This is a genomic window from Tistrella sp., from assembly GCF_002684955.1.
Taxonomy (GTDB): Bacteria; Pseudomonadota; Alphaproteobacteria; order Tistrellales; family Tistrellaceae; genus Tistrella; species Tistrella mobilis.
Genome location: NZ_NYWI01000014.1, coordinates 1 through 22,604, shown reverse-complemented (window position 1 = coordinate 22,604; position 22,604 = coordinate 1). Strand labels below are relative to the sequence as shown.

Sequence of the window (22,604 nt, the reverse complement as noted above, 5' to 3'; positions counted from 1 at the left end):
CTGGGAAAAACTCGACATTGCCGCCTTATCCGACGCCCAGCCGGGCCACGACCCGTTCGGCCAGCGCCAAAGCTGCGGTCAACCCCGGGCTTTCGATGCCCAGCAGATGGACCAGCCCGCCAATCCCATGGCGGTCAGGCCCGTCTATGCGAAAATCGGCATCGGCTTCACCCGGGCCGACAATCTTTGGACGAATGCCGGCGTAATCGGGCACCAGGGCGACATCGGGCATGCCGGGCCACCAATGGCGGATCGCGCCTGCAAAACCGTCCGCGCGCGTCGGATCCACCGCCAGCGCCGAAGGATCGTCGACCCACTCCACATCGGGGCCGAAGCGTGCCTGCCCGGCCAGATCGAGGGTCAGGTGCACGCCAAGCCCTCCCGCCTCGGGCACCGGGTAGATCAGGTGGCTGAAGGGGGCACGGGCTCCGTCCAGCCGGAAGTAATTCCCCTTCGCGAAGCGCACCGGCACCGCCAGGTCTGCCGGAACACCGGGCCCGTCGATCGCATGGGCCAATGCCGGCGCACCGAGGCCGGCCGCATTGACCAGGATGTCACAGGTGAACTCCGCCGGCTCGGCGCCGCCGGTCGCCAGGGTGATGCCCTGCGCGCCCGCCCGGCCGGCCAGCACCGGCGTATGTGTGACCAGCATGCCGCCCTGCGCTTCCAGCCGGGCAAGCAGCACCGCCATCAGTTCATGGCTGTCGATGATGGCAGAGGCAGGCGACCACAGCGCTGCATGGACAGCCAGCGCCGGCTCCATCTCCCGCGCCCGGGGCGCCGGCAGCGGCTCCCCCTCGGTTGCGCCATTGGCATGGGCGCGGGCCAGAATGGCATCAAGCCGCGGTGCCTCTTCGGCAGTGGCGGCGACCACCAGCTTCCCCAATCGACGATAGCCGATCCCGGTTTCGGCAGCGAATGACGCCAGCCGTTCACGGCCTTCAAGGCAGCATTCGGCCTTCAGACTGCCTGCGGGATAATACAGGCCGGCATGAACGACTTCGGAATTGCGGCTGCTGGCGCCTTCGCCGAAACGTGGCCCGCCTTCCAGGACCGTCACGCTACGCCCGGCCCGTGCCAACCGTTCGGCAACGGCCAGCCCCACGACACCTGCGCCCACGACCACGGCATCCAGATCCGGTTGTGCCACGCCTCGCTCCTTTTTCTCCGCCGTCCTCGCGGACCGGTCCGCGACACGGCATTCAAGCAGAGCCGGCGGCCCGTCGACAATGCCGGGTTTCAACCCGGATCAAAATACGCGGCGATGCAGTCTGGTCGGGGCGGATCCATCGGCTGCCGAAACGACAACGGCCGCGCCATCCTTCGGATGGTGCGGCCGTGAAAGCTGCAGACTTCGCTGCTGCTGCGACATCCGGGGATGATGCCGCGAAGAGAAGAATTGGTCGGAGCGAGAGGATTCGAACCTCCGACCCCTAGTCCCCCAGACTAGTGCGCTAACCAGGCTGCGCCACGCTCCGACCGTTCTTCATGGGGTTGCGATGCCGTTTCCGTCATCCTCCCCCTTGCGAAGTGCGCGGACTATAGCCAACCGGATCGGCCCGCGCAACCCTTCTGAAGCAGGATTTGTATCCGGACTTGTCAGCCCTGCCCCTGCTGTCTCACCTTCTCCACCTCGTCGGCGGAAATCTCCTCGGTTTCGGCGGTTTCGGCCCGTTCTTCACCTGCCGCCTCAACCTCGTCCGTCGCATCCCCATCCGCCGCCGGCTGATCGGTACCGGTTTCGCCGTCGGCAAGCTCGACGACGAAGACATCCTGGGCAAAGCTCTCGTCGGGCGTCAGCTCGCCACCGCCGGCGGTGTCGTCCGCGCCTGCGTCTTCATCAGTCCCGTCGAGGATTGCCCGCGCCTGCTTCAACAGGTCGAACGCCTCACGCAAGACCAGACGACGCCGTTCATCGGCGGCAAGAAGATCCCTGACACGGCTTTCCGCGCGTTCTGCCGCTGCAACAGCCTCGGCGGTCATCGAAGAGGTGACGATCTCGTCAGTCAGATCGTCTTCGTCCCCGCCGTCGATATCGGTCTCGTCGTCATCGGCGACGATGTCATCGGCATCCTGATCCTCGTCGAAGACCTCGTCTTCGCTCTGGCGTGCCAGCGCGTCGAGCAGATCGGGATCCTGTGCCGCCGCACCGGCGGCGCCGGCTTCCACCCGTTCGGCCACCGCCTTGGCACCGCCTTCGCGGAGCAGCTTCTGCACGCCCTTGATGGTGTAGCCTTCTGCATAGAGCAGATCGCGGATCCGGCGAAGCAGGACCACGTCGTCGGGGCGGTAGTACCGGCGCCCGCCCGCCCGCTTCAGCGGCTTCACCTGCGGGAACTTGCCTTCCCAGAAACGGAGGACGTGGGCGGGGACGTCGATCTCTTCCGCCACCTCGCTGATGGTGCGGTACGCGCCGGGCGACTTGCCGCCGCCGCGCCGCCGGTCGCCATCATGGGCGGTGGTGTCGGTCATCTCGTCAACGCCTCCATCTCACCGGCCGCATCGCCCTTGCTCAGGCTTCGGCCTCGTCATCCTCTGCCTCGAGGTCCAGATCCGCGATGTCCGCCAGGCTCTTGCCGATCCGGTCCTTGAGCACGTTCGAGGCACGGAACACCAGCACCTTCCGCGGAAGGATCGGGACTTCCTCGCCGGTCTTCGGATTGCGGCCCACGCGCTCGCCCTTCTGGCGCACCGCAAAAGTGCCGAAAGACGAGATCTTGACGGTGTCGCCTTCGACCAGGCTGTCGGAGACGACGGACAGCACCGCCTCCACCAGCTGGGCCGATTCATGCCGCGACAGACCGACTTCCTGATAGACCGCCTCGGCCAGATCCGCGCGAGTGACGGTGCGTGCCATAGTCTTGTCCTCAAATACTTGCGCGCGCAGCTTCACCCTGTTTATGCGCCATGGCGGACGAGAATGTCAAACGCCATGCGCTTCAAGGCTTTGCGACACGCAGTTGCGTCGTTTCGGAAAAAGCGTGAAAGGTTCACCACCGACGGTAAGGCCGGGGCATCACCAGCGGATCAGCGCCGACCCCCAGGCCAGGCCGCCGCCGATGGCTTCGACCAGCACCACCTGCCCCGGCTGGATACGGCCGTCGGCCACGGCCTCGCTCAGCGCCAGCGGGATGGAGGCGGCAGAGGTGTTGCCGTGGCGGTCCACCGTCATGACCACCTTCTCCATCGGCAGGCCCATCTTGCGGGCCGTGCCGGTGATGATCCGGGCGTTCGCCTGATGCGGCACCAGCCAGTCGATCGCATCCGCCGTCATGCCGTTGGCCTCCAGCGCCTCGTTGACACTGTCGGCCAGTTTGACGACGGCGTGGCGGAAGACTTCCTTGCCTTCCATCCGCAGATGACCGGCGCTCTGGGTCGACGACACGCCGCCATCGACATAGAGCGCGTCATGATGCCGGCCGTCGGAGAAGAGATGCGTGGAGAGCACGCCACGGTCGTCGCTCGTGCCCTCGCCTTCCGCGGCCCTGAGCACCACTGCACCTGCACCGTCGCCGAACAGCACGCAGGTCCCGCGGTCGTTCCAGTCCAGGATGCGCGAGAAGGTCTCGGCACCGATCACCAGCGCGGTGCGAAACTGGCCGGCCTTCAGGAAATTGTCGGCGGTCGACAGCGCGAAGATGAAGCCCGCGCAGACGGCCTGGACATCGAAGGCGGCACCCCGGGTGATGCCGAGCCCGGCCTGGATCTTGGTCGCGGTCGCCGGGAAGGTCTCGTCGGGCGTCGAGGTCGCGACCACGATCAGGTCGACCTCGTCGGCGCCGATGCCGGCATTGGCGAGTGCTGCGCGCGCCGCATGCAGGCCCAGGGTCGAGGTCAGTTCCTCTGGCGCCGCGATGCGGCGCTCGCGGATGCCCGTCCGCTCCTGGATCCATTCGTCGGAGGTGTCGACCATTTTCGACAGATCGTCGTTGGTCAACACCCGGGCGGGCAGGTAGCCGCCGACGCCGAGCACGCGCGCGCGCAATACCGTCATGCCGTTGCCGCCTTCTGCTGGTCGGACGTCCCGTCGATCCGGTCCGCCGCGATCCGTTTGAACTCGCCGATGATGCGTTCGTTGAAGCCGTGCGCCACCAGGTCGTAGGCGACGCCGATGGCATTGGCAAAACCGAGGGCGTCGGTACCGCCATGGCTCTTGACGGCAATGCCGCCGAGCCCAAGGAACATGGCGCCGTTGTGGTGACGCGGATCCGTCTGCTTCTGGATTGCCTTCAGGCTCGACCGCGCAAAGAGATACCCGATCCGGGCCAGCAGCGAGCGGCCGAACGCAGAACGGAGATAGTGGCTGTAGAGCTTCGCCGTGCCCTCGGCCGTCTTCAGCGCGATGTTGCCGGTAAATCCGTCGGTGACGACGACGTCGACCGTGCCCTTGGCGATATCGTCACCTTCCACAAAGCCATGGAAGCGGATGCTCTCGGCGGCTTTCAGTCTCGCGGCCGCTTCCCGCACCGTTTCGAGCCCCTTGACCTCTTCCTCGCCGACATTCAGCAGGCCGACCGAGGGGGTCTGATAGCCGAGCACGATGCGTGCGAACAGTTCCCCCATCACGGCGAACTGGATGAGGTTCCGGACGTCGCATTCGGTGTTGGCGCCCAGATCGAGCACCACACTCTCGCCGCGCAGCGTCGGCATGGTTGCCGCGATCGCCGGGCGATCAATGCCCGGCAGCATGCCGAGCATCATCCGCGCCATCGCCATCAAGGCGCCGGTATTTCCGGCCGAGACGGCGGCGCTGGCACGGTTTTCCCGCACCGCCCGAAGGGCCAGGCCCATGCTCGACTTGCGCCCCTGCCTGAGCGCGACCGAGGGGCGCATGGTGCCCGGAACCACTTCGTCGGTGTGCAGGAATTCGGTCGCGGCGAGCAGCTTTTTGCGCCGCTTCATCAGCGTGCGCAGCCGCGGCTCGTCGCCGACCATCAGGAACCGGAGGCCCGGATGTCGCTTGAGTGCGATGGCAGCGCCCTTGACCACCATCTTGGGAGCCTGATCGCCGCCCATCGCATCGAGTGCGATGGTAACTTCACCGGACAAGGCCACCTCACCTCCGCGCCCTTCGTCGGGCCAGGCCGGCCCGACGTCTTCCTCCGATCACCTGGAGCCGGCAGGCCGGATCAACCGGCCGCCGCCTCGGTCGCGACGTCACGGCCGTCATAGAAGCCGCACGAGCCGCAGACATGATGCGAGAGCTTCAGCTCACCGCAGTTCGGGCACTCCTGCGCGTTGGTCGCGGTCAGAGCGTGGTGGGCACGACGCATGTCGCGCCGCGACTTGGAGACCTTTTTCTTGGGGACGGCCATAGTCTTCGCCTTTCGGGATGGTAACGGTCACGAGCCGAATAGCGCGCTTAGTTAGCGAAAAACCGGCTCGATGGCAAGGCTTCTCCCGGATCTCGTATCCGGTGTCATGCCGGTCAGGATGCGTCACCCCCTTCGGGCGTGTCCGTATCCATGCGCTGCTTCAGGGCCGCAAGCTTCGCGAAGGGATGTTCGCGACCCTTTCCCTCAGGGGCGTTGCCGCCCCTGAGCGTGAAGACTTCACGCTCGACCGGTTCCCCCGGGGCCTCAGGGCTCCGGGGATAAGGATCGATCGCGAGAGAAAAATACTCGGTCGCAAGTTCGCCGGCATCCACCCTGCCGTCGACCAGCTGCTCGGGCGGTTCCTGGTCGTCTTCCGGCTCGGCCGCATCGAGGGCTGCCAGCCGCCGGCTGTATTCCGGCTCGGCCAGTGCATCCACCTCGACGATCTCCGAAACCGAAGCCTCAAACCTTAGATTGGTAACAACGCAGGTTTGAATCAACCGTCCCGAGAGATCAAACACCAGATGAGCACCACCGCGAACCCGCGTCACCGTGACGCCCACCTCGAGCGACAGGATCTGCTCCTGCTGCAGGCGCCGGCCAAGCGCCGCACACTCGGCCGGCGTGGCCGCGTATGAGAAAGTGCGCGGCTCCCCCGGCTCGATCGCCTCGATCTCGATGACGCGCGAGAATTCGGGGGTCTGAGCGCTGGTGGTATCGGTGCCGGTCATGAGCGTCGGTCGTCCTTGGAACGCGAAATGCCGGGCCCAGCCGGGCCCGTGGCGGCGCACCCTACTCCATCAGCCCGGGTTTCGCCAGCCCCGGCAATGTGTTGGGTCATGTGCAGGGATCAATCCCCACCGGCGTCGGACGCATCCTCGCGCTCTGCCGACGGCACCGGCAGTGCGGCATAGGCGGCGCGGCCGTCCAGAAGGTCTGCCGCCGGCTGCCCATCCAACGCGCGGATGCTGGCGAGTACATAGGATGCAAGCGCCCCAAGCACGACGCCTGAGGGTCGTACGGCCCCCTCGCCCTCCACACCGAACACGTTGCGGGCGATGGCGTCGCCGAGTTCGGCACCGCCATCGGCTGCCGAGGCCTCGATGGCGGCGTCATAGCTTTTGATCCGGCCGTAGAAGGCCTCTCCCATCCGTTTGACATGCTTGCCGACGCTGAGGTCGCCGACGCCCATCTCCCGCAGCGAGCGGTCCATGTCGGCGAACATCCGGTCGAACAGCGCCTGCCCGGTACGGCGCCCGGCTTCCCCTTCCCGCTTCAGACGGTGCAGGACCATAAAGACGTGCAGCACCAGCATGTCGAACCGGCCGTCCACCGTGTCCGGTACGCCGAAGTCGCGATAAAAGGTCACCGACCGCGCCTGGGCGACCGCCGTATCATAGAGCGCTTCAGCGGCAGCACGGGGCCCCGTGCGACCGAACAGCCTGTCGAGAAACATCGGGCCTGGACCTCCTCTTTCGACCATCTGCAGGCCGGTGATACCAGAACGGCCGCCGGTCCGATTGACACCCCGCATCACGGAATGCAATCTTGGGCCGCCCGCCAGCAGACGGGCCGTCGCATCCCCGCCGTCCTGGGCTTTCCGACGCGCTGCTCTCTGACGCCCGATGGTCGGCGTCGTTCCGTGCAGATGCCGGTTCGTCCAGGTGGTTATGGAGGCGACGCCCCACAGCGTCAACGGTGACATCGCCAAGATGATCCGGTCAGCGCCCCGGCGCCGCCCCATTTTCCCGTCCGTCACCCGCCCCGCGCCGATGGTCGCGGTGGTCCTTGCCGGCCTCGCCCTCGGCGCCTGCCAGCCGGTGATCCGTACCCACGGCTTCATGCCGTCGAAGGACGAGATCGCCCAGCTGCAGCCCGGCGTCCAGACCCGCGAGGATGTCCGCGCCATCCTGGGCGCGCCGGCCACGACGGGCACCTTCGAAACCGACACCTGGTATTACATTCAGAGACGGACCAGCACGGTCGCCTTCTATTCGGCCGACGTCACGGAGCAGGACGTTCTTGGGCTGCGTTTCGGCACAGACGGCAGGCTGGCCGATGTGCTGCGCTTCGGCCTGGATGACGCCCGCCAGGTGAGCTATGTCGACCGGATCACGCCGACCTCCGGCAACGAACTGACCGTGCTGGAGCAGTTCATCGGCAATATCGGCCGGTTCAACTCCGACCCCTCGGCCACCAACCCGGGCAACCCGTCGGGTATGGGCAGGCCGCGCTGACGACCGGCAGGCCGTACTGCAGACGACAGAAAAGGGGTCGATCACTCGACCCCTTCTTCATGTGCGGCCGGCCCTTTCGGCAAGCCGTCAATTGATCTTCTGTGCCGCCACATCGCTGGTCCGCTGGATCAGGACATCCGCAATGATCTCGCGTCCGAACCAGTCATTGGCCGCATCGGTAAGGCCGACCTTGATCTCGTCGAGCGTCGGCTCACGCCCCAGGCGGTCGGCCGTGGTCGAGACATGCTGGGCAGCGCCGGTCAGCACCGGACGCAGGCGCTCGATACCGTTCGATACCTCGTCGTCATCCGCTCCGGGGACGAGTTCAAGCACCAGGTCCAGCATGAGATAACGATAGACCACACCGTGGCGGATCATGGGGACACCCACACCGGTCATCCCCACGAACACCGGTGCAGGTATGGCGGCGGGGGCGCGCAAATGGTGCCCGAAGACGCCGAAAGGGTCATCCCGGTAGATCAGCCATCCGCCACCGCCCGCGACCACGAGCAGCACGGAGACGATGAAGATCAGCAGGACTCTCATTCTGGCGGACCGTCAGGATGGGGCGCGAAGGCGCCGGGCTTCCGGTCAGCCACGGCCTCCCGGTTCTGAGAAGTGCAGCACTTCGTAGGTATTCACGCAATCGGATTGCGCGCCCACTGCCGCATTCCGCGAGGCAGCCTCATCACACCAAAGGCTGTAGCGGACCAGTTCCCACCGATCGGCGTCGAGCGCGATCGAATGGGCATAGAGGCCCGGCTTCGTCAGCATCTGTGCCTGAAGCGCCGCCTCGCGCTCACGCACCGCTTCGAGCGGCGTCTCGGGTGCGATCACATCCACTTCACGCACGGCGAAGCGCGGCTGATCGGTGCAGGCACCATGGCCGAAGCCGAGCACGAACCAGGTTCGCACGCGCGGCCGACCGAAAGCCGCAGCCAGATTGGCGAACAGATCACCGAAGACGAACTGCTTCCAGTCCTCTTCCGAGCGCCAGATGTAGAACGGTGCATAGACCTGATCCTCCTCGTTCAGGAGGAAGGACTTCATCACCAGTCCCGGATGATTGTCGTAGAGCGATCCGCGTTCGGCCACGCGACGGCGGATCATGTCCGCGTCCACGTCGGCCTTCAGACGGACTGTGTATTGCAGCGCCAGCATCGTCTGCGTTCGTCCCCCCGCGATCGATGGGCCCCCGCCGCGGCGCTGATGCACGCAATCGGCGGGCTGGATATCCCCGGCGGCACGCGGCCCCGCGTGGCCCGAGGGTGTATCCGCGGACGTTACGCCATCGTTGCCGTCGCGAGAACGGTCATTCACGCATGACGCCCATGCAAGCTGCGTCAGAAATGCACATGTCCGGCCCGATCGGCCGCAATGATACGCCCGTCTGCGTTGATCAGCACCGTCCGACCCCTGTCCGCCGCCTTGGGAACGATGCGTCCGACGCGGCTGACATGAATGCCTTCGCGTGCTGACAGCGCCGTGATGGCGTGGGCGGCGGCGGGCGGCGCCGTGAAGACGAGTTCATAATCGTCGCCACCCGTCCAGACGATCGGCCCAAGATCGGGGCGGGCAGCCACCACCCGCCCGGCCGCAGCCGAGCGGGGCACGAGATCGACGCGCAATTCGGCATCGACCTCGGACGTCTCGGCAATGTGCCCCAGATCCGCCGGCAGGCCGTCCGAGACATCCGCGCAGGCCGTGGCCAGCCCCACCAGCATACGCCCCAGCGCCAGTCGCGGCTCCGGCAGTTGCCGCCGTGCTTCCAGCCCTGCGATTTCCTCGGCAGAGAGGCCGAGGGCGGCGGGGTCGAAGCGGCCATACCCCGCCTCGACCGACAGCGCTGCGTCGCCGATCGTGCCCGAGACCCAGACATCGTCGCCCGGCCGGGCCCCGCCGCGGGTGAGCAGGGCCGATGGCGCCGGGGCATGGCCAAGCAGCGTAAGACTGGCCATGGCCGGCCCGTCGGTGCCCACCGTGTCACCACCCAGTACCGCCACGCCATAGCGGCCCTGATCGGCACCGAGCCCCTCTGTGAAGCGCCGGATCCAGTCTCCGGCATCGGGGCCCGGAACCGCCAGTGCCAGCAGATAGGCGACAGGCGTTGCGCCCATCGCCGCCAGATCCGACAGGTTCACACGAAGCAGCTTGCGCGCCACCAGTTCCGGCGGTTCCCCTGGGAACCAGTGCCGTCCCTCGACCATCGCATCCTTGGCGGCGACCAGGATCCGCCCGGGTGGCAGGGCGAGCCAGCCGGCATCATCGGTCAGGTCGAGTGCGCCCGGCAAAGACCGGGCAAGCGGCCGCAGCCAGCGTTCAATGGCGCCGAACTCGCCGAGCGGCGCCTCCGGGGCGGTCTCGTCCGGCGCCTTGCCTGTCACTTGCGGGGGGCCCCGCCGGCAGGTTTGCCGCCGCGGTGGTCGGCACGCAGATGCCCCGCCAGCCGATCCAGAATCCCGTTCACGAAGCCCGGTTCCGAGCCCGAGAAAAAGGCATGGGCCACATTGACGTATTCATTGATGATCACGGCCGTCGGCACGTCGGTGCGTGCCGTCAGCTCGTAGGCGCCGGCACGCAGGATCGCGCGCAGCGTCTGCTCAACCCGCTCCAGCCGCCAGCCCTCGGCCAGCGAGGATTCGAGCATCGGATCGATCTCGGCCTGGGCCGCGGCGACACCGGTCACGATGTCGCGGAAATGGTCGCGATCGGCGTCCAGCTCCAGCCCGTCATCGATCACCTTGCCGATGCGATGGTTCAGGAACTCGGCGATGACCGCCTCGGCCCGGGCCGCATTGAAATCGATCTGATAGAGCGCCTGAACGGCGGCCAGACGCGCCGCCGTCCGGCGGGCCATGCCGGCCTCGCGGCCGGGGCGCGGGGCGCCGCTGCGCTTGCCCGCCCGTGCAGCGGGTTTCGCATCCGTCTTGGCTCCCGGTTTCGCCGGGGCGGCGTCACGCGGCTTGTCGGTCATGGCAATTCCTGGTCCTTCAGCCCTGCTGGAACTGGCGCTTGATTTCGATCATGCGCAGGCAGGCACTGGCCACGTCGGCGCCCTTGTTGGCCCGGTCGGCGCGTGCGCGGGCCCAGGCCTGCTCGCGGTTCTCGACGGTCAGGATGCCATAGCCGATGCAGGCCTTGCGATCGATCGCAAGCTGGTTGAGCCCGCGGGCGCTTTCGCCGCAGACGTAATCATAATGGGTGGTATCGCCGCGGATCACGCAGCCCAGCGCGACGAAACCGTCATAGCGGCCGCTGTCGAGCGCGAAACGGATCGCCGCCGGAATCTCGAAGGCGCCCGGCACGGCCAGGCGCTCGACCTGGGCCCCTGCGGCTTCCAGCACGCCCATGGCGCCGTCGACCAGCGCATCGGCGATGTCTTCGTAGAAGCGCGCCTCGACGATCAGGATGCGCAGATCGGAAGTGGTGACGGTGGCCATGGGTGTCTCAGACCTTCTCGATGATCAGCGGGGCATGCCCGGTGATGTGGAGGCCGTAGCCGTCCAGCCCCACCACCGTCTGCCGCGAATTGCTCAGCAGGATCATGTTGCGCACGCCCAGGTCCAGCAGGATCTGGGCGCCGGTGCCATAGTCGCGCAGCGTCGAGGCCGCCTGCGGGCTTTCCAGCCGGGCCCGTGCGAGATCCGACAGGCCGGTCGGCCGCGGCTCGCGCAGCAGGACCAGCACGCCACGGCCGGCACGATCGATCTGCTCCATGGCGGCACGCACCGCACCGGCACGGCCGCTGCTGCGATCACCCAGAAGATCGTCGAAGGCGTTGACGACATGCATGCGCACCAGCACCGACTGATCGCCCGCAGCCGCCAGATCGCCCTTCACCAGCGCCATATGTTCCGAGCCGTCGATCTTGCTGGCATAGACGATCATCCGCCACTCGCCACCGAAATGGCTGCGGAACAGGCCGTCGGTCAGGCGCTCGACCAGCTTCTCGGTGCGGCGGCGATAGGCGATCAGATCGGCGATCGTGCCGATCTTCAGCCCGTGCAGCTGGGCGAAAGGCACCAGATCCGGCATCCGCGCCATGGTGCCGTCGTCGTTCATGATCTCGCAGATCACGCCGGACGGGTTCATGCCGGCCAGCCGTGCGATATCGACCGCAGCTTCGGTATGCCCTGCCCGGACAAGCACGCCGCCATCGCGGGCGCGGAGGGGGAAGATGTGGCCGGGGGTGACGACGTCGCGGGCGCCCTTGGCCGGATCGATCGCAACCTGCACGGTATGGGCGCGGTCGGCGGCCGAGATGCCGGTGGTCACGCCGTCGCGCGCCTCGATCGACAGGGTGAAATTGGTGTGGTGCCGGGAGGCGTTGCGCTGGGTCATCAGCGGCAGGTTCAGTTCCTCGACCCGCTCTCCGGTCAGGGTCAGGCAGATCAGCCCGCGGCCGTATTTGGCCATGAAGTTGATCACTTCGGGCGTCACCATCTCGGCCGGAATGACCAGATCGCCCTCGTTCTCGCGATCCTCGTCATCGACCAGCACCACCATGCGGCCGTTGCGGGCGTCCTCGATCACCTCTTCGATGCTCGAGATATAGCCGCGGACATCGTCGGCGCCGCCCTCGTCCTTGATCACCGTCATGGTCTTCCTCTCCTCAGGGCCGCCTTCGGACCGGGCGGCCTCCCGCTGATCAGCCGCGGATGCCCGCCTGCCACTCGTTCAACCGCGCCACATAGCGCGCAAGCACGTCGATCTCAAGGTTAATCGCATCGCCGGGCCTGCGATCGCACAGTGTTGTGTGGGTCCAGGTGTGGGGAATGATGTTCACGCCGAAGCGGGTGCCGTCGACTTCGTTCACCGTCAGCGAAATGCCGTCGATCGTCACCGAGCCCTTGGGCGCGATGAAGCCGGCAAGCTCTGCCGGCGCCTCGAACACCAGTCGGTGAGAGCCGCCTTCGGGCGTCATCGAGACCAGACGGCCCAACCCGTCGACATGGCCCAGCACGACATGGCCGCCCAGCTCGTCGCCGACTTTCGCCGCCCGCTCCAGATTGATCCGCCGGCCGGCACCCCAGCCGCCGAGCGTGGTCTTGGAGAGGGTCTCACCCGACGCCTCGACCAGGAACCAGCCCTGCCCTGCCCCGTCGCGGCCACGTTCGATCACCGTCAGGCAGCAGCCGGAGCAGGCGATGGAGGCGCCGATATCGATACCGTCGGGGTCATAGGACGTCCGGATCGTCAGCCGGCGGTCTTCCGCCGCCCCGGCTTCGGGCGCCTGGACGGAGACGATTTCGCCGATGTCGGTGATGATGCCGGTGAACATGGAACACGACCTTCTGCCGGGGGAGCGCGGCCGGAACACGCGCGGGATGTTCAAAAGACAACGTCGAAAGATGCAGGGTTCAGCCGCCGGGCGTGACCACGGCGGTGCCCGCGTAAAGCTCGTAAAGGTCGGGGCCGAGCTGTCGGGTATCGAGCCGGACGAAGGCTGCCATGTCCACCAGCTCCTGCACACCATAGGATCGTGCCGCAGGCACACCGTCGCCCCCCATCACGGCGGGCGCACGGAACCAGTGGATGCGATCGACCAGCCGGTCACGCAGCAGGGAAGCGGCCAGTTCTCCGCCGCCCTCGACCAGCACCCGGGTGATGCCCCGATCGCCCAGCGCCTCGGTCAGCCGCAACGGATCGGGGCGGCCGTCGGCCCCGTGCGGCACCTCGATCACGGTGATGCCGGCGGCGGCCAGTGCGTCATGGCGGTTGCGGTCGCAGTCGGTGCGGGTGACGACCCAGACCGGCGGATGGCCGCCTTCGCAGGCTTCGCGTACCAGTGTGTGCGTCAAGGGCAGGCGCAGGCGGCTGTCGATCACAACCCTTACCGGAGAACGTTCCTCAAGCCCGGGCACACGCACATTCAGGCGCGGATTGTCGGCAAGGGCCGTGCCGACCCCAACCATGATCGCATCATGGCTCGCGCGCAGCATATGGCCCATGGCCCGGGCCTCGGGTCCGGTGATCCACTGGCTCTCGCCGGCTACGGTCGCGATGCGCCCATCCAGGGTGGTCGCGACCTTCCAGGCGACCAGCGGTCGGCCCTTCAGGATGCGGGAAAAAAAGCCGGCATTGAGCGCGCCGGCTTCCGCCGCCATCAGGCCGAGATCGACGGTCACACCGGCGGCCGTCATCCGATCCAGCCCCCGGCCACTGACCCGGGGGTCGGGGTCACCTGTGGCCACCACCGCCCGGGCCACACCGGCCGCCACCAGCGCATCGGCACAGGGCGGCGTCTTGCCCCAATGGGCGCAGGGTTCAAGGCTGACATAGGCCGTGGCGCCGCGCGCCGCCTCGCCCGCCGCGGCCAGGGCCATGGCCTCGCCATGGGGGCGGCCGCCGGGCTGGGTCCAGCCACGGCCGACGATCCGACCATCCGCCGACACCAGAACACAGCCGACGGCGGGGGTCGGCCAGACCCGGCCCAGGCCGCGCCGGGCCAGGGTCAGGGCGTGGGCCATATGGCGACGGTCGGCCTCGCTCCAGATCACCGGTTCAGCCATCCTTGGCCTGCCCCGGGTCGCCGCCGCCAAGGCTGCCGATCAGCGCCTGGAAGTCGTCGACCTCGCGGAAATCCTTGTAGACCGAGGCGAAGCGGACATAGGCGATCTTGTCGACGCCCATCAGCGCCTCCATCACCGCCTCGCCGATCCGGCCGGTTTCGATCTCGGTCTCACCCAGCCCTTCCAGCCTGCGGTGAATGGCACTCACCATCCGCTCCACCTGCTCGGCCTCAACCGGGCGCTTGCGGACGGCGATGCGGATCGACCGGGCCAGCTTCTCCCGGTCGAAGGGCTCGCGCGTACCGTCCTTCTTCACCACCACCAGTTCGCGGAGTTGAACGCGCTCGAAGGTGGTGAAGCGGGCGCCACAGGCAGCACAATGCCGACGCCGCCGGATGGCGGAGCCTTCCTCCGCCGGCCGGCTGTCCTTCACCTGGGTCTCTTCGTTGCCGCAGAACGGGCAGCGCATTTCACCTCCGCAAACCGGGCGTCATGAACCGGGGAGAGCCGCATGCCCGCCCCCCTGTCGCGGGAGGCGGGCATACCGATCACAGGGCCGGGTAGATCGGGAAGCGGTCGCAGAGCGCCTTGACCTCGGCCCGCACGGCCGCCTCCACCTCGGCGTCGCCTTCGGGCTTCGCCGCCAGCGCATCGAGCACGCGGACGATCATCTCGCCCACCTGGCGGAATTCGGCCTCGCCGAAGCCGCGGGTCGTGGCAGCCGGGGTGCCGAGACGGATGCCCGAGGTCACCATCGGCTTCTCGGGGTCGAAGGGGATGGCGTTCTTGTTGCAGGTCATGCCCGTGCGCTCAAGCGCATGCTCGGTGGCATTGCCCTTAAGACCCTTCGGACGAAGATCGACCAGCATCAGGTGATTGTCGGTGCCGCCGGTGACGATGTCGAGACCGCCGGCCACCAGCGTCTCGGCCAGCACCTGGGCATTCGCCACGACCTGGCGGGCATAGGCCTTGAATTCCGGACGCAGCGCCTCGCCGAAGGCAACCGCCTTGCCGGCGATGACATGCATCAGCGGGCCACCCTGCAGACCGGGGAAGACGGCCGAGTTGATCTTCTTGGCCAGCGCCTCGTCATTGGTCAGCACCATGCCACCGCGCGGACCACGCAGGGTCTTGTGGGTGGTGGTGGTGACGACATGGGCATGCGGCAGCGGCGACGGATGGGCGCCGGCGGCCACCAGACCCGCGAAATGGGCCATATCGACCATCAGATAGGCACCGACCTCGTCCGCGATCGCACGGAAGCGCGCGAAGTCGAAGACGCGACTATAGGCCGACCCGCCGGCGATGATCAGCTTCGGCTTGCTTTCCTTCGCCAGCCGCTCGACCTCGTCCATGTCGATGCGGCCGTCCTCAGGGCGGACACCATACTGAACCGCATGGAACCATTTGCCCGACTGGTTCGGCGCCGCACCATGGGTCAGATGGCCGCCGGCCGCCAGCGACAGGCCCAGAATGGTGTCGCCCGGCTGCAGCAGGGCCTGGAACACCGCCTGGTTGGCCTGGGCACCCGAATGGGGCTGAACATTCGCAAAGCCACAACCAAACAGGGCACAGGCACGCTCGATCGCCAGCTTTTCGGCGACGTCGACATATTCGCAGCCGCCATAATAGCGCTTGCCCGGATAGCCCTCGGCATATTTGTTGGTCAGCACCGTGCCCTGGGCTGCGATCACCGCCGGGCTTGCAATGTTCTCGGAAGCGATCAGCTCGATCTGGTCACGCTGCCGGGCAAGTTCGTCGTTGATCGAGCGCATCAGCTCGGCGTCATCGGCGAGAGCCGCGCGGAAGAAGGCCGCGGCACTGTAGCTGGGGGTCTGATCGGTCATCGGTCGGCACTTTCTGACGGGGTCGCGCTCGTGCGGGACAAGACGCTGAGACCGGGACGGTCGAAACGACCTCATGCGGTCGGATACTGGAACGGCGGCGGCGGCACCCCGCACACACCGGAGCACCGCCGCCGTCACGAACGGATCTGTGCGGTCAGCCGAGCTTGTCGACCCGCCGCTGATGGCGACCGCCTTCGAAGGGCGTATCCAGGAAGACCCGGAGCGCGTCCCGTGCGGTCTCGACGCCGGTCACGCGGGCCCCGAAGGCCACGACATTGGCATCATTGTGCTCGCGGCAAAGCCTGGCGGTGAGCGCGTCGTGGACCAGGGCGGCCCGGATATGGGGATGACGGTTGGCAGCGATCGAGATGCCGATGCCGGATCCGCAGATCAGCACGCCCCGTGCCGCGCGCCCCTCGGCCAGGGCGGCCGCCAGTGCATTGGCGAAATCGGGATAGTCCACCGAAGCGGATCCATCGGTCCCGAGGTCCAGGACCTCCAGACCTCGGGCGGCGAGATCTTCCTTCAGGACCGTTTTGAGGTCGACGCCGCCGTGATCACAGGCGATCGCCACGATACGGGTGCTGTCCTCGGACATTCCGACCCCTTCCATCGCATCGAGACCCAGGCGACCGGCCCGATGACCGGGGTTCCGGTGCCGGATATCCGGCGTCGGAGCCCGGTTCCGGAAGCCCGGTCGCGGCGCCCCTCTCCCTTAACACAACCCGCCTGCCGCGCCAACTGCGGTACACACATGGCCCATCGTCGGCGCATGCATGGTCACGGACCCCTGTCGCCCGCCGTACCGGATGCATCCCCCATTTTCCAAATCCACCGCCGTCGATTGTGGACCAATACTGATAAAGTCACCACCTCCCGCCATATTTCTGTTGTGGTATCTGTGGGTGCAAGTCATCATGCGGCGAGGGATATTTGCAGGGCGCCCGTGCACCCCAACCGGACCAAGTTCCGGACGTGGTTCTATCCGGAGCGACGCCGGTTCGATATGATCTGGAAGTCGTGCGGACTGTCCTGCGGCAACACATTGTGCGGCGACTACAACGGCTGCCAGCCATCGGAAAGCGAGCGCTCCATGTCGGATAGTTCCGAAAACCCCACCATCGCCCATGACAAGCTGCTGAGCATGGCCGCGCAGATCGTCGCGGCCTATGTCAGCCACAACAGCCTGCCGGCCCAGCAACTGCCCGAGATTATTCAGACGGTTTACGGGGCGCTGAACGACCAGCAGAACGGCACGGCGACCGCACAGGAAGTCGTGCGCGAAGAAGCGCAGAAGCCTGCGGTTCCGGTGCGGAAGTCGATCACGCCGGACTACATCGTCTGCCTGGAAGACGGCAAGAAGCTGAAGATGCTGAAGCGGCATCTGCGTGCCAATTATGGCATGACGCCCGAGGAATACCGTGCCAAATGGGGCCTGGCGCCGGATTATCCGATGGTCGCGCCCAATTATGCGCGCCAGCGGTCGGACTTCGCCAAGAAGATCGGCCTGGGTCGTGCGACCAATGCGCCGCGGGCCCGGGGCGGCCGGCGGGCTGCGCAGGCCTGAAAACCGGCATCGCGTTCACGCGGGACAGCGTTGAACGATCGTCAGACGATTTAAACGAACGGGGCGCCGCAAGATCTGCGGCGCCCCGTTCGTATTCAGGCGCCACGCACCCATAGATAAATTTTCCTAAATTTAAATAAAATACTTTCTTTGAGATCGTCACTCCGGGGCGCCGTGCCAGAGCCGGGCTCCCAGATAGATCTTTGCCGCCGGACCACCGGTGGCCGGCAGCAGCTTGGCATGGCTGATCCCGACCAGGATCGCCGCGGCAGGAATACGGGCGAAGAGACGGTGGCGCCCGACGGACCGCAGGACGCTCTCGGCCAGTTGTGGATGGGCCGCCCCCGCCTCGCCCATCAGCTCGAAGAATTGCGGCCAGGCTCCGGGGCGCCCCATATAGAAGCGGGCATCATCGTTGATCTCGATGCCGACCCGTGGCGAGATCCCGGCCGGCGTGAGATCGACGGAGAGCGCCAGCGCTCCCCCCGCCCGCTGCAGGCGATCGGAAAGCGGCAGGATGGACCCCAGCACCTGATCCCGTACCTCCGGATCCATTTCTCCGGCCAGCAGCGGCGGAATGGCGTCGGGTCGCAGGCGGCGGATCACCACCCGCAGGGTTTCGGCCCCCTCGGCCCGACCGATCATCCGGCCGGCCTGGAAGACTTCGGCCCAGGGTGGCAACCGGTCGAGCAGACGCCTGAAGGTCGCGTGGACCCCGGGCCTGATCTCGCCTGACAGGCTGCAAAGCGGTGCAAAGCCAACCGACGGATCCGCGTGGAAGCAGTTGGTCGGCGCCCTCTCAGGGGTCTCGTCGGCAAGATCGACCGGTGCGGTGAACACGCCCGCATCCCGTGCCCCGGGCGTGCCGGTGTCGAATTCCAGAAGCAGATCCCGCAGCCGGGGAAACATCCCTCCCCGCCATGCGTCAATCGTCTGAACCACCCGCCCCCAGGCTTCATCCGACCAGAGCCGCCGCCAGGGGCCATCGGCCGCCGCACAGGCGGGGTCCGCCACCTCCTGCCGGGTCATCGCGACACAGAGATCGACGGGTCCGCCATCCGGCGCATCGGCACGCAGTTCGACACCGAAAGAATTGCGCGCCAGGGCAGCCGGTATCGCCGCAGCGACATCCATGATCCGCCGGCGATCTTCCGGGGGAACCAGATCGCGCCCCATTACGCCCAGCAGCGCCTGAATGGCCGGCCCCATCCCCTGACCATGATGAAGACGGTCGTCATCCGAACCAAAGACCGTCATATGCCGCCCCCTCGCCTCCGCGCGCGTGCCAACGCCCCCAACGTCAATGCCGTTGCCAATGCGTCCGAGCGATAGTGGCAGCCGGGCGGTGCAGGTGGGGTGACACCCAGATAGATCGTGTCCGAGCGACAGTATCCATGCGTGACGACCTCGCGGACCAGCAGGGCAATCGCGCGGTCCCTGACAGGCAGCGGCAGCATGTCCAGGGCGTCGGCAACATCCAGAGCCTGCGCCAGACGAAGGGGCGGTGCACCATCATCCTCCAGCACCTGGGCCGCCATCCTGGAGACGTCCCGCAGTGCTGGCCGCAGGCTATCTGTGCCCCGACGAACGGCACGGGCGACCGCCTGGGCCAGATCGATGGGATGGTCGTAAAAGACCAGCGCCTCCCGCGCAGATCCCGAACAGGCTGCGATCACGAAATCGGCCGCGGCCCGGCATTCGACGGCATCGCCCAACCAGCCGATCATGTTGGCATTGACCACGGCGTCGATGTCCAGATCGGCTCTCGGCCCCGCCATCCAGGTTCTGAAGCGGCCATCCGGCACCCGCGCTGCAAACCCCAGAGTGCGATTGCGGCCGGATGCGATCCAGGGATGGGCGCCGGAGAGTGCCATGGAGGCACAGGCGGTGTCGTCGCAATCGGGCACGAAGCCCTCAAGATAGGCCCAGAGCCCGGGTGCGCGCATGGTGCGCACAAGAAACCCGCGCGAGCGGTCGATCAGTGCGGCACTCTCTGTCTGGTCCGGATCTGCAAGCCCCCCAAGCGCCAGAAGCCCTACCGCCGTCACGAAGGGGGTGCGCTCGTCGATCGCGGAACCGACGGGATCATCGGGCGGGCCCGGCACACGCTGCGAGGGCCAGCAGCCGTCGGCGGCAACCGCGTGGTTCAGCCAGTCCAGGGCCAGACCGAGGGCGTGATCGATCTCCGCCATCCGTCACCGCATGTTGCCGAGCAGCGGAGACTGCGGGGCGTTCAGCCACGGCGTCAGGTCGAGATTGCCGCGCAACGCCAGAAACTGCGCCAGGGCCTGCTGAATCTCGGCATCGGTAAAGCCGCCGGTCCCACCTGCGACGCGATCCAGCGCGTCGTCGTCCAACGCCCCGTCCTCCATGGCGGGCGCCGCCCGGAAGATCTGTGTGACCGCTGACTTCGGGTCGCTCTCCAGAAGGGCCGCCAGCTCCGGCTTCTCCTGAACGGCCGCTGCAATCCGGGCCAGAATCTCGTCCATGCTCATAAGAATTCCCTCTCCCCCAGCGCCACCGACGACGGATTGGCGTTACATCGGGAAGTTGAGGTTATTCCAGTCGACAGTGCCGCCCGACACCACTTCCAGGGACGCGTCGTCCAGTGCATCGCCGGCCGGCGGCAGCACGATGTGCAGGCGCGACGGGGTTTCTTCATGCACCACGACCTCCAGCGCCGTCGGCAGTTCGATCCCGAGCAGCGTGGAAATCGCAGCCTTCGGATCGCGAAGCATTGTCTCGCGAAATCCCGGGTCGGCAGTTGCGCAGTCGAGAATGCGGTTCAGAGCGTCATCGCGGGACAGCATGCGATCTCACCTTTCAGGGATGATGCACGGCAGCGGCGGCCCCGAAGGGCGATCCTGCTGACCGGGTGATCATTCCCTGCGGCGGGCACTCGGGCAATCCGCACCGGCAGACATGTCAACCGGCATTGAACCATGTCCTGTCCCCGATCCTGAAATGACGAAGCCGGCCGTGCCCGTCTGATATGGGGCAGGGCCGGCCTCGTACAGGCAGGGGTGGCGGCAGTTATGGTCAGGCCTCGGCAGCCGGCGCGGCATCTCCGGCAGGCTTTTCGGCCTTCACCACCTTGGGCGGCAGGACCACGCGCAGGTGCAGTTCCTTCAACTGCTCAGGCGTCGCCTCGTGCGGCGCGTTCATCATCGGGTCCTGGGCCTGCTGGTTCATCGGGAAGGCCACGACCTCGCGGATGTTCGGCTGATCGGCCAGCAGCATGACGATGCGGTCGACACCCGGCGCGATACCGCCATGCGGCGGGGCGCCGAAGCGGAAGGCGTTCAGCATCCCGCCGAACTTGTCCTCGACCACCTCGGGACCATAGCCGGCGATCTCGAAGGCCCGGTACATGATCTCGGGCTTGTGGTTACGAATCGCGCCCGAAGAGAGTTCCACGCCGTTGCAGACGATGTCGTACTGATAGGCGTTGATCTCCAGCGGATCCTTGGTGTTCAGCGCCTCGAGCCCGCCCTGCGGCATCGAGAACGGGTTGTGGCTGAACACGATCTGGTTGAGCTTCTCGTCGAACTCGTACATCGGGAAGTCGACGATCCAGCAGAGCCGGAAGACGTCGGGCTCGATCAGGTTGAGCTCGGCGCCAAGCTTGAGGCGGGCGGCACCGGCCAGCTTCGCGGCCTTGTCTGCCACGTCGGTGGCGAAGAACACGCCGTCGCCATCCCCAAGGCCCAGCTGTGCCTTCATCTCCGCCAGACGCTCATCGCCCAGATTCTTGGCGATCGGGCCCTTGCCGCCGCCATTCTCGAAGGCGATCCAGCCCATGCCCGGGGCACCCTGCTCGCGGGCCCAGTCGTTCATCTTGTCGAAGAAGCTGCGCGGCCGGTCGGCGACGTTCTTCACCGGCACCGCACGCACCACCTTGCCGGCCTCGACCGCCTTGGCGAAAACACCGAAGCCGGACCCGCGGAAGATCTCCGACACATCGGCAATCTCGATCGGGATGCGCAGATCGGGCTTGTCGGAGCCGTATTTCAGCATGGCTTCGGCAAAGGGAATGCGCGGGAACGGCCCGGTGGGCACATGGCGAGTGCCGCCGAATTCCTCGAACACACCCCGCAGCACCGGCTCGATCGCCTGGAAGACGTCTTCCTGGGTCACGAAGGACATCTCGATATCGAGCTGATAGAACTCGCCCGGGCTGCGATCGGCGCGGGCATCCTCGTCGCGGAAACAGGGGGCGATCTGGAAGTAGCGATCGAAGCCCGCCACCATCAGCAGCTGCTTGAACTGCTGCGGCGCCTGCGGCAGGGCGTAGAACTTGCCCGGATGGATACGGCTCGGCACCAGGAAGTCACGGGCACCTTCAGGGCTCGACGCGGTCAGGATCGGGGTCTGGAACTCCATGAAACCCTGATCGGTCATCCGCCGGCGCAGCGACGAAATCACCTGAGAGCGCAGCACGATGTTCTTGTGAACATGCTCGCGGCGCAGATCCAGATAGCGATAGCGCAGCCGGGTGTCTTCCGGATAGTCGCGGTCGCTGTTGACCTGCAGCGGCAGCGGGTCCGCAGCCGACTGCAGCGACAGCTCCTCGACCCGGACCTCGATCTCGCCGGTGGCCATGCCGGCATTGACCGTGTCGGGGCTACGGGCGACGACCCGGCCGGTCGCGGTGATCACGCTCTCGTTCTTCAGCTCTTCCGCCAGCTTGAAGGCGGCGCTGTCGACGTCGACCACGATCTGGGTCAGGCCGTAATGGTCGCGCAGGTCGATGAACAGCAGATTGCCGTGATCGCGCTTGCGATGCACCCAGCCCGAAAGCCGGACGGTCTGGCCCTCATGGGCGAGCGTCAGTTCATTGCAGGTATGCGAGCGATAGGCATGCATCGGTTCGGGCCTGTTCGTCAGCGGGCGGGTCGAGACTGTGGGTGCGGCGACCGGGTGCGGCAGCGCACGCGAAGGCCCCGCGACGAAAGGCTTTCCGCGCGGGACCGGTTCGGAACAACGCACGGATGCCGCCGGATTGTCAAGCCATGCCGCCGTGCATCCCAGGGCAATCGGGTGAAACTGTGCGTGACAGGACGGAAAAAGTCTGAATCTCTCGTTGTCGACGTTGCTGGCTTGGGAGGGATGAATGGAACCGTGTG

The 22,604-nt window shown here is 66.7% G+C and carries 25 protein-coding genes, 1 tRNA gene and 1 pseudogene; 2 read left to right on the top strand and 25 right to left on the bottom strand.

Translation table 11 applies throughout. The annotated features are described in order from the left end of the window. Positions 1-25 precede the first annotated feature (25 nt). The 9 genes and pseudogenes from CMO28_RS03430 to CMO28_RS03390 form a co-directional block, all read right to left on the bottom strand. Positions 26-1,150, bottom strand: coding sequence for an NAD(P)/FAD-dependent oxidoreductase (locus CMO28_RS03430; RefSeq protein ID WP_296709633.1), 1,125 nt, complete (start codon positions 1,148-1,150; stop codon positions 26-28). Positions 1,151-1,400: 250 nt separating this feature from the next. Continuing rightward, a tRNA-Pro gene (locus tag CMO28_RS03425) sits at positions 1,401-1,478 on the bottom strand. Between the two features lie 699 nt (positions 1,479-2,177). After that, positions 2,178-2,472, bottom strand: a pseudogene (locus tag CMO28_RS29865) (MerR family transcriptional regulator); the annotation flags it as partial. Positions 2,473-2,512: 40 nt separating this feature from the next. After that, a complete protein-coding gene (locus CMO28_RS03415) occupies positions 2,513-2,857 on the bottom strand; it encodes an integration host factor subunit alpha (RefSeq protein WP_296709631.1) in 345 nt (114 codons plus the stop codon). 159 nt (positions 2,858-3,016) lie between these two features. Next, positions 3,017-3,994 (bottom strand): beta-ketoacyl-ACP synthase III, encoded by a 978-nt coding sequence (locus CMO28_RS03410; protein WP_014745327.1) that lies wholly within the window; start codon positions 3,992-3,994, stop codon positions 3,017-3,019. Continuing rightward, entirely contained in the window at positions 3,991-5,049 is a 1,059-nt protein-coding gene (gene plsX, locus CMO28_RS03405) for a phosphate acyltransferase PlsX (protein ID WP_062765116.1), read from the bottom strand. The genes CMO28_RS03410 and plsX overlap by 4 nt, the downstream gene beginning before the upstream one ends. A gap of 80 nt (positions 5,050-5,129) precedes the next feature. Continuing rightward, positions 5,130-5,315: a 50S ribosomal protein L32 gene (rpmF, locus tag CMO28_RS03400; protein WP_014745329.1), complete on the bottom strand. Its 186-nt coding sequence runs from the start codon at positions 5,313-5,315 to the stop codon at positions 5,130-5,132. A gap of 113 nt (positions 5,316-5,428) precedes the next feature. Beyond that, the gene (locus CMO28_RS03395; protein WP_296709622.1) at positions 5,429-6,046 is read right to left on the bottom strand and encodes a hypothetical protein; all 618 of its coding nucleotides are present in this window, start codon (positions 6,044-6,046) and stop codon (positions 5,429-5,431) included. 119 nt (positions 6,047-6,165) lie between these two features. After that, on the bottom strand, positions 6,166-6,771 hold the full coding sequence (locus tag CMO28_RS03390; RefSeq protein WP_296709620.1) for a ubiquinol-cytochrome C chaperone family protein: 606 nt from the start codon (positions 6,769-6,771) through the stop codon (positions 6,166-6,168). Between the two features lie 256 nt (positions 6,772-7,027). Between CMO28_RS03390 and CMO28_RS03385 the strand changes: the two genes are divergently transcribed. Next, a complete protein-coding gene (locus CMO28_RS03385; RefSeq protein WP_296709618.1) occupies positions 7,028-7,552 on the top strand; it encodes an outer membrane protein assembly factor BamE in 525 nt (174 codons plus the stop codon). Between the two features lie 87 nt (positions 7,553-7,639). On the opposite strand, the gene CMO28_RS03380 is transcribed toward CMO28_RS03385, so the two are convergent. From CMO28_RS03380 to rpiB, 11 genes are all read right to left on the bottom strand, one after another. Further along, positions 7,640-8,098 carry a hypothetical protein gene (locus CMO28_RS03380; RefSeq protein ID WP_296709614.1) on the bottom strand — a complete coding sequence of 153 codons (459 nt, stop codon included), beginning with the start codon at positions 8,096-8,098 and terminating at the stop codon, positions 7,640-7,642. A gap of 45 nt (positions 8,099-8,143) precedes the next feature. Further along, complete coding sequence (locus CMO28_RS03375) at positions 8,144-8,713, bottom strand: DUF4865 family protein (RefSeq protein ID WP_062765132.1); 570 nt, start codon at positions 8,711-8,713, stop codon at positions 8,144-8,146. A 182-nt stretch (positions 8,714-8,895) separates the two neighbouring features. Next, positions 8,896-9,936, bottom strand: a complete 1,041-nt coding sequence (gene thiL, locus CMO28_RS03370; RefSeq protein WP_296709609.1) for a thiamine-phosphate kinase — start codon at positions 9,934-9,936, stop codon at positions 8,896-8,898. Next, the gene (gene nusB / locus CMO28_RS03365; RefSeq protein WP_051045491.1) at positions 9,933-10,409 is read right to left on the bottom strand and encodes a transcription antitermination factor NusB; all 477 of its coding nucleotides are present in this window, start codon (positions 10,407-10,409) and stop codon (positions 9,933-9,935) included. The genes thiL and nusB overlap by 4 nt, the downstream gene beginning before the upstream one ends. Positions 10,410-10,542: 133 nt before the next feature. Then, a complete protein-coding gene (locus tag CMO28_RS03360; RefSeq protein WP_296709604.1) occupies positions 10,543-10,992 on the bottom strand; it encodes a 6,7-dimethyl-8-ribityllumazine synthase in 450 nt (149 codons plus the stop codon). Positions 10,993-10,999: 7 nt separating this feature from the next. Further along, entirely contained in the window at positions 11,000-12,151 is a 1,152-nt protein-coding gene (ribB, locus tag CMO28_RS03355) for a 3,4-dihydroxy-2-butanone-4-phosphate synthase (RefSeq protein ID WP_014745338.1), read from the bottom strand. A gap of 49 nt (positions 12,152-12,200) precedes the next feature. Next, positions 12,201-12,833, bottom strand: coding sequence for a riboflavin synthase (locus CMO28_RS03350; RefSeq protein WP_296709600.1), 633 nt, complete (start codon positions 12,831-12,833; stop codon positions 12,201-12,203). 79 nt (positions 12,834-12,912) lie between these two features. Beyond that, positions 12,913-14,064, bottom strand: a complete 1,152-nt coding sequence (gene ribD / locus CMO28_RS03345) for a bifunctional diaminohydroxyphosphoribosylaminopyrimidine deaminase/5-amino-6-(5-phosphoribosylamino)uracil reductase RibD (RefSeq protein WP_296709597.1) — start codon at positions 14,062-14,064, stop codon at positions 12,913-12,915. Further along, entirely contained in the window at positions 14,057-14,533 is a 477-nt protein-coding gene (gene nrdR, locus CMO28_RS03340; protein WP_062765143.1) for a transcriptional regulator NrdR, read from the bottom strand. Before nrdR ends, ribD begins: the two co-directional genes overlap by 8 nt. A gap of 79 nt (positions 14,534-14,612) precedes the next feature. Next, on the bottom strand, positions 14,613-15,911 hold the full coding sequence (gene glyA, locus CMO28_RS03335; RefSeq protein WP_296709592.1) for a serine hydroxymethyltransferase: 1,299 nt from the start codon (positions 15,909-15,911) through the stop codon (positions 14,613-14,615). A 154-nt stretch (positions 15,912-16,065) separates the two neighbouring features. Further along, positions 16,066-16,509: a ribose 5-phosphate isomerase B gene (rpiB, locus tag CMO28_RS03330; RefSeq protein WP_014745343.1), complete on the bottom strand. Its 444-nt coding sequence runs from the start codon at positions 16,507-16,509 to the stop codon at positions 16,066-16,068. Between the two features lie 495 nt (positions 16,510-17,004). Here rpiB and CMO28_RS03325 point away from each other — a divergent pair, with 495 nt between their 5' ends. Beyond that, complete coding sequence (locus CMO28_RS03325) at positions 17,005-17,478, top strand: MucR family transcriptional regulator (protein ID WP_062765152.1); 474 nt, start codon at positions 17,005-17,007, stop codon at positions 17,476-17,478. Positions 17,479-17,637: 159 nt separating this feature from the next. Here the strand turns inward: CMO28_RS03325 and CMO28_RS03320 are convergent, their stop codons facing one another. The 5 genes from CMO28_RS03320 to aspS form a co-directional block, all read right to left on the bottom strand. Further along, complete coding sequence (locus CMO28_RS03320; RefSeq protein WP_296709582.1) at positions 17,638-18,735, bottom strand: hypothetical protein; 1,098 nt, start codon at positions 18,733-18,735, stop codon at positions 17,638-17,640. Continuing rightward, positions 18,732-19,670, bottom strand: a complete 939-nt coding sequence (locus CMO28_RS03315; RefSeq protein WP_296709580.1) for a hypothetical protein — start codon at positions 19,668-19,670, stop codon at positions 18,732-18,734. Before CMO28_RS03315 ends, CMO28_RS03320 begins: the two co-directional genes overlap by 4 nt. 3 nt (positions 19,671-19,673) lie before the next feature. Next, positions 19,674-19,973 carry a hypothetical protein gene (locus CMO28_RS03310; protein ID WP_296709578.1) on the bottom strand — a complete coding sequence of 100 codons (300 nt, stop codon included), beginning with the start codon at positions 19,971-19,973 and terminating at the stop codon, positions 19,674-19,676. A 42-nt stretch (positions 19,974-20,015) separates the two neighbouring features. Beyond that, positions 20,016-20,288, bottom strand: coding sequence for an NHLP leader peptide family RiPP precursor (locus CMO28_RS03305; RefSeq protein ID WP_296709575.1), 273 nt, complete (start codon positions 20,286-20,288; stop codon positions 20,016-20,018). A gap of 229 nt (positions 20,289-20,517) precedes the next feature. After that, positions 20,518-22,344 carry an aspartate--tRNA ligase gene (gene aspS / locus CMO28_RS03300; RefSeq protein ID WP_296709571.1) on the bottom strand — a complete coding sequence of 609 codons (1,827 nt, stop codon included), beginning with the start codon at positions 22,342-22,344 and terminating at the stop codon, positions 20,518-20,520. Between the last annotated feature and the right edge of the window lie 260 nt (positions 22,345-22,604).

Bases quoted from the DNA above. Each gene is read 5' to 3' on its own strand.
- CMO28_RS03415 (WP_296709631.1), bottom strand. From the start codon at position 2,857: ATGGCACGCACCGTCACTCGCGCGGATCTGGCCGAGGCGGTCTATCAG.
- CMO28_RS03410 (WP_014745327.1), bottom strand. From the start codon at position 3,994: ATGACGGTATTGCGCGCGCGCGTGCTCGGCGTCGGCGGCTACCTGCCC.
- rpmF (WP_014745329.1), bottom strand. From the start codon at position 5,315: ATGGCCGTCCCCAAGAAAAAGGTCTCCAAGTCGCGGCGCGACATGCGT.
- CMO28_RS03395 (WP_296709622.1), bottom strand. From the start codon at position 6,046: ATGACCGGCACCGATACCACCAGCGCTCAGACCCCCGAATTCTCGCGC.
- CMO28_RS03390 (WP_296709620.1), bottom strand. From the start codon at position 6,771: ATGTTTCTCGACAGGCTGTTCGGTCGCACGGGGCCCCGTGCTGCCGCT.
- CMO28_RS03385 (WP_296709618.1), top strand. From the start codon at position 7,028: ATGATCCGGTCAGCGCCCCGGCGCCGCCCCATTTTCCCGTCCGTCACC.
- CMO28_RS03380 (WP_296709614.1), bottom strand. From the start codon at position 8,098: ATGAGAGTCCTGCTGATCTTCATCGTCTCCGTGCTGCTCGTGGTCGCG.
- CMO28_RS03375 (WP_062765132.1), bottom strand. From the start codon at position 8,713: ATGCTGGCGCTGCAATACACAGTCCGTCTGAAGGCCGACGTGGACGCG.
- nusB (WP_051045491.1), bottom strand. From the start codon at position 10,409: ATGGCCCGCCGGACGGCGGCGCGTCTGGCCGCCGTTCAGGCGCTCTAT.
- CMO28_RS03360 (WP_296709604.1), bottom strand. From the start codon at position 10,992: ATGGCCACCGTCACCACTTCCGATCTGCGCATCCTGATCGTCGAGGCG.
- ribB (WP_014745338.1), bottom strand. From the start codon at position 12,151: ATGACGGTGATCAAGGACGAGGGCGGCGCCGACGATGTCCGCGGCTAT.
- CMO28_RS03350 (WP_296709600.1), bottom strand. From the start codon at position 12,833: ATGTTCACCGGCATCATCACCGACATCGGCGAAATCGTCTCCGTCCAG.
- ribD (WP_296709597.1), bottom strand. From the start codon at position 14,064: ATGGCTGAACCGGTGATCTGGAGCGAGGCCGACCGTCGCCATATGGCC.
- nrdR (WP_062765143.1), bottom strand. From the start codon at position 14,533: ATGCGCTGCCCGTTCTGCGGCAACGAAGAGACCCAGGTGAAGGACAGC.
- glyA (WP_296709592.1), bottom strand. From the start codon at position 15,911: ATGACCGATCAGACCCCCAGCTACAGTGCCGCGGCCTTCTTCCGCGCG.
- rpiB (WP_014745343.1), bottom strand. From the start codon at position 16,509: ATGTCCGAGGACAGCACCCGTATCGTGGCGATCGCCTGTGATCACGGC.
- CMO28_RS03325 (WP_062765152.1), top strand. From the start codon at position 17,005: ATGTCGGATAGTTCCGAAAACCCCACCATCGCCCATGACAAGCTGCTG.
- CMO28_RS03320 (WP_296709582.1), bottom strand. From the start codon at position 18,735: ATGACGGTCTTTGGTTCGGATGACGACCGTCTTCATCATGGTCAGGGG.
- CMO28_RS03315 (WP_296709580.1), bottom strand. From the start codon at position 19,670: ATGGCGGAGATCGATCACGCCCTCGGTCTGGCCCTGGACTGGCTGAAC.
- CMO28_RS03310 (WP_296709578.1), bottom strand. From the start codon at position 19,973: ATGAGCATGGACGAGATTCTGGCCCGGATTGCAGCGGCCGTTCAGGAG.
- CMO28_RS03305 (WP_296709575.1), bottom strand. From the start codon at position 20,288: ATGCTGTCCCGCGATGACGCTCTGAACCGCATTCTCGACTGCGCAACT.
- aspS (WP_296709571.1), bottom strand. From the start codon at position 22,344: ATGCATGCCTATCGCTCGCATACCTGCAATGAACTGACGCTCGCCCAT.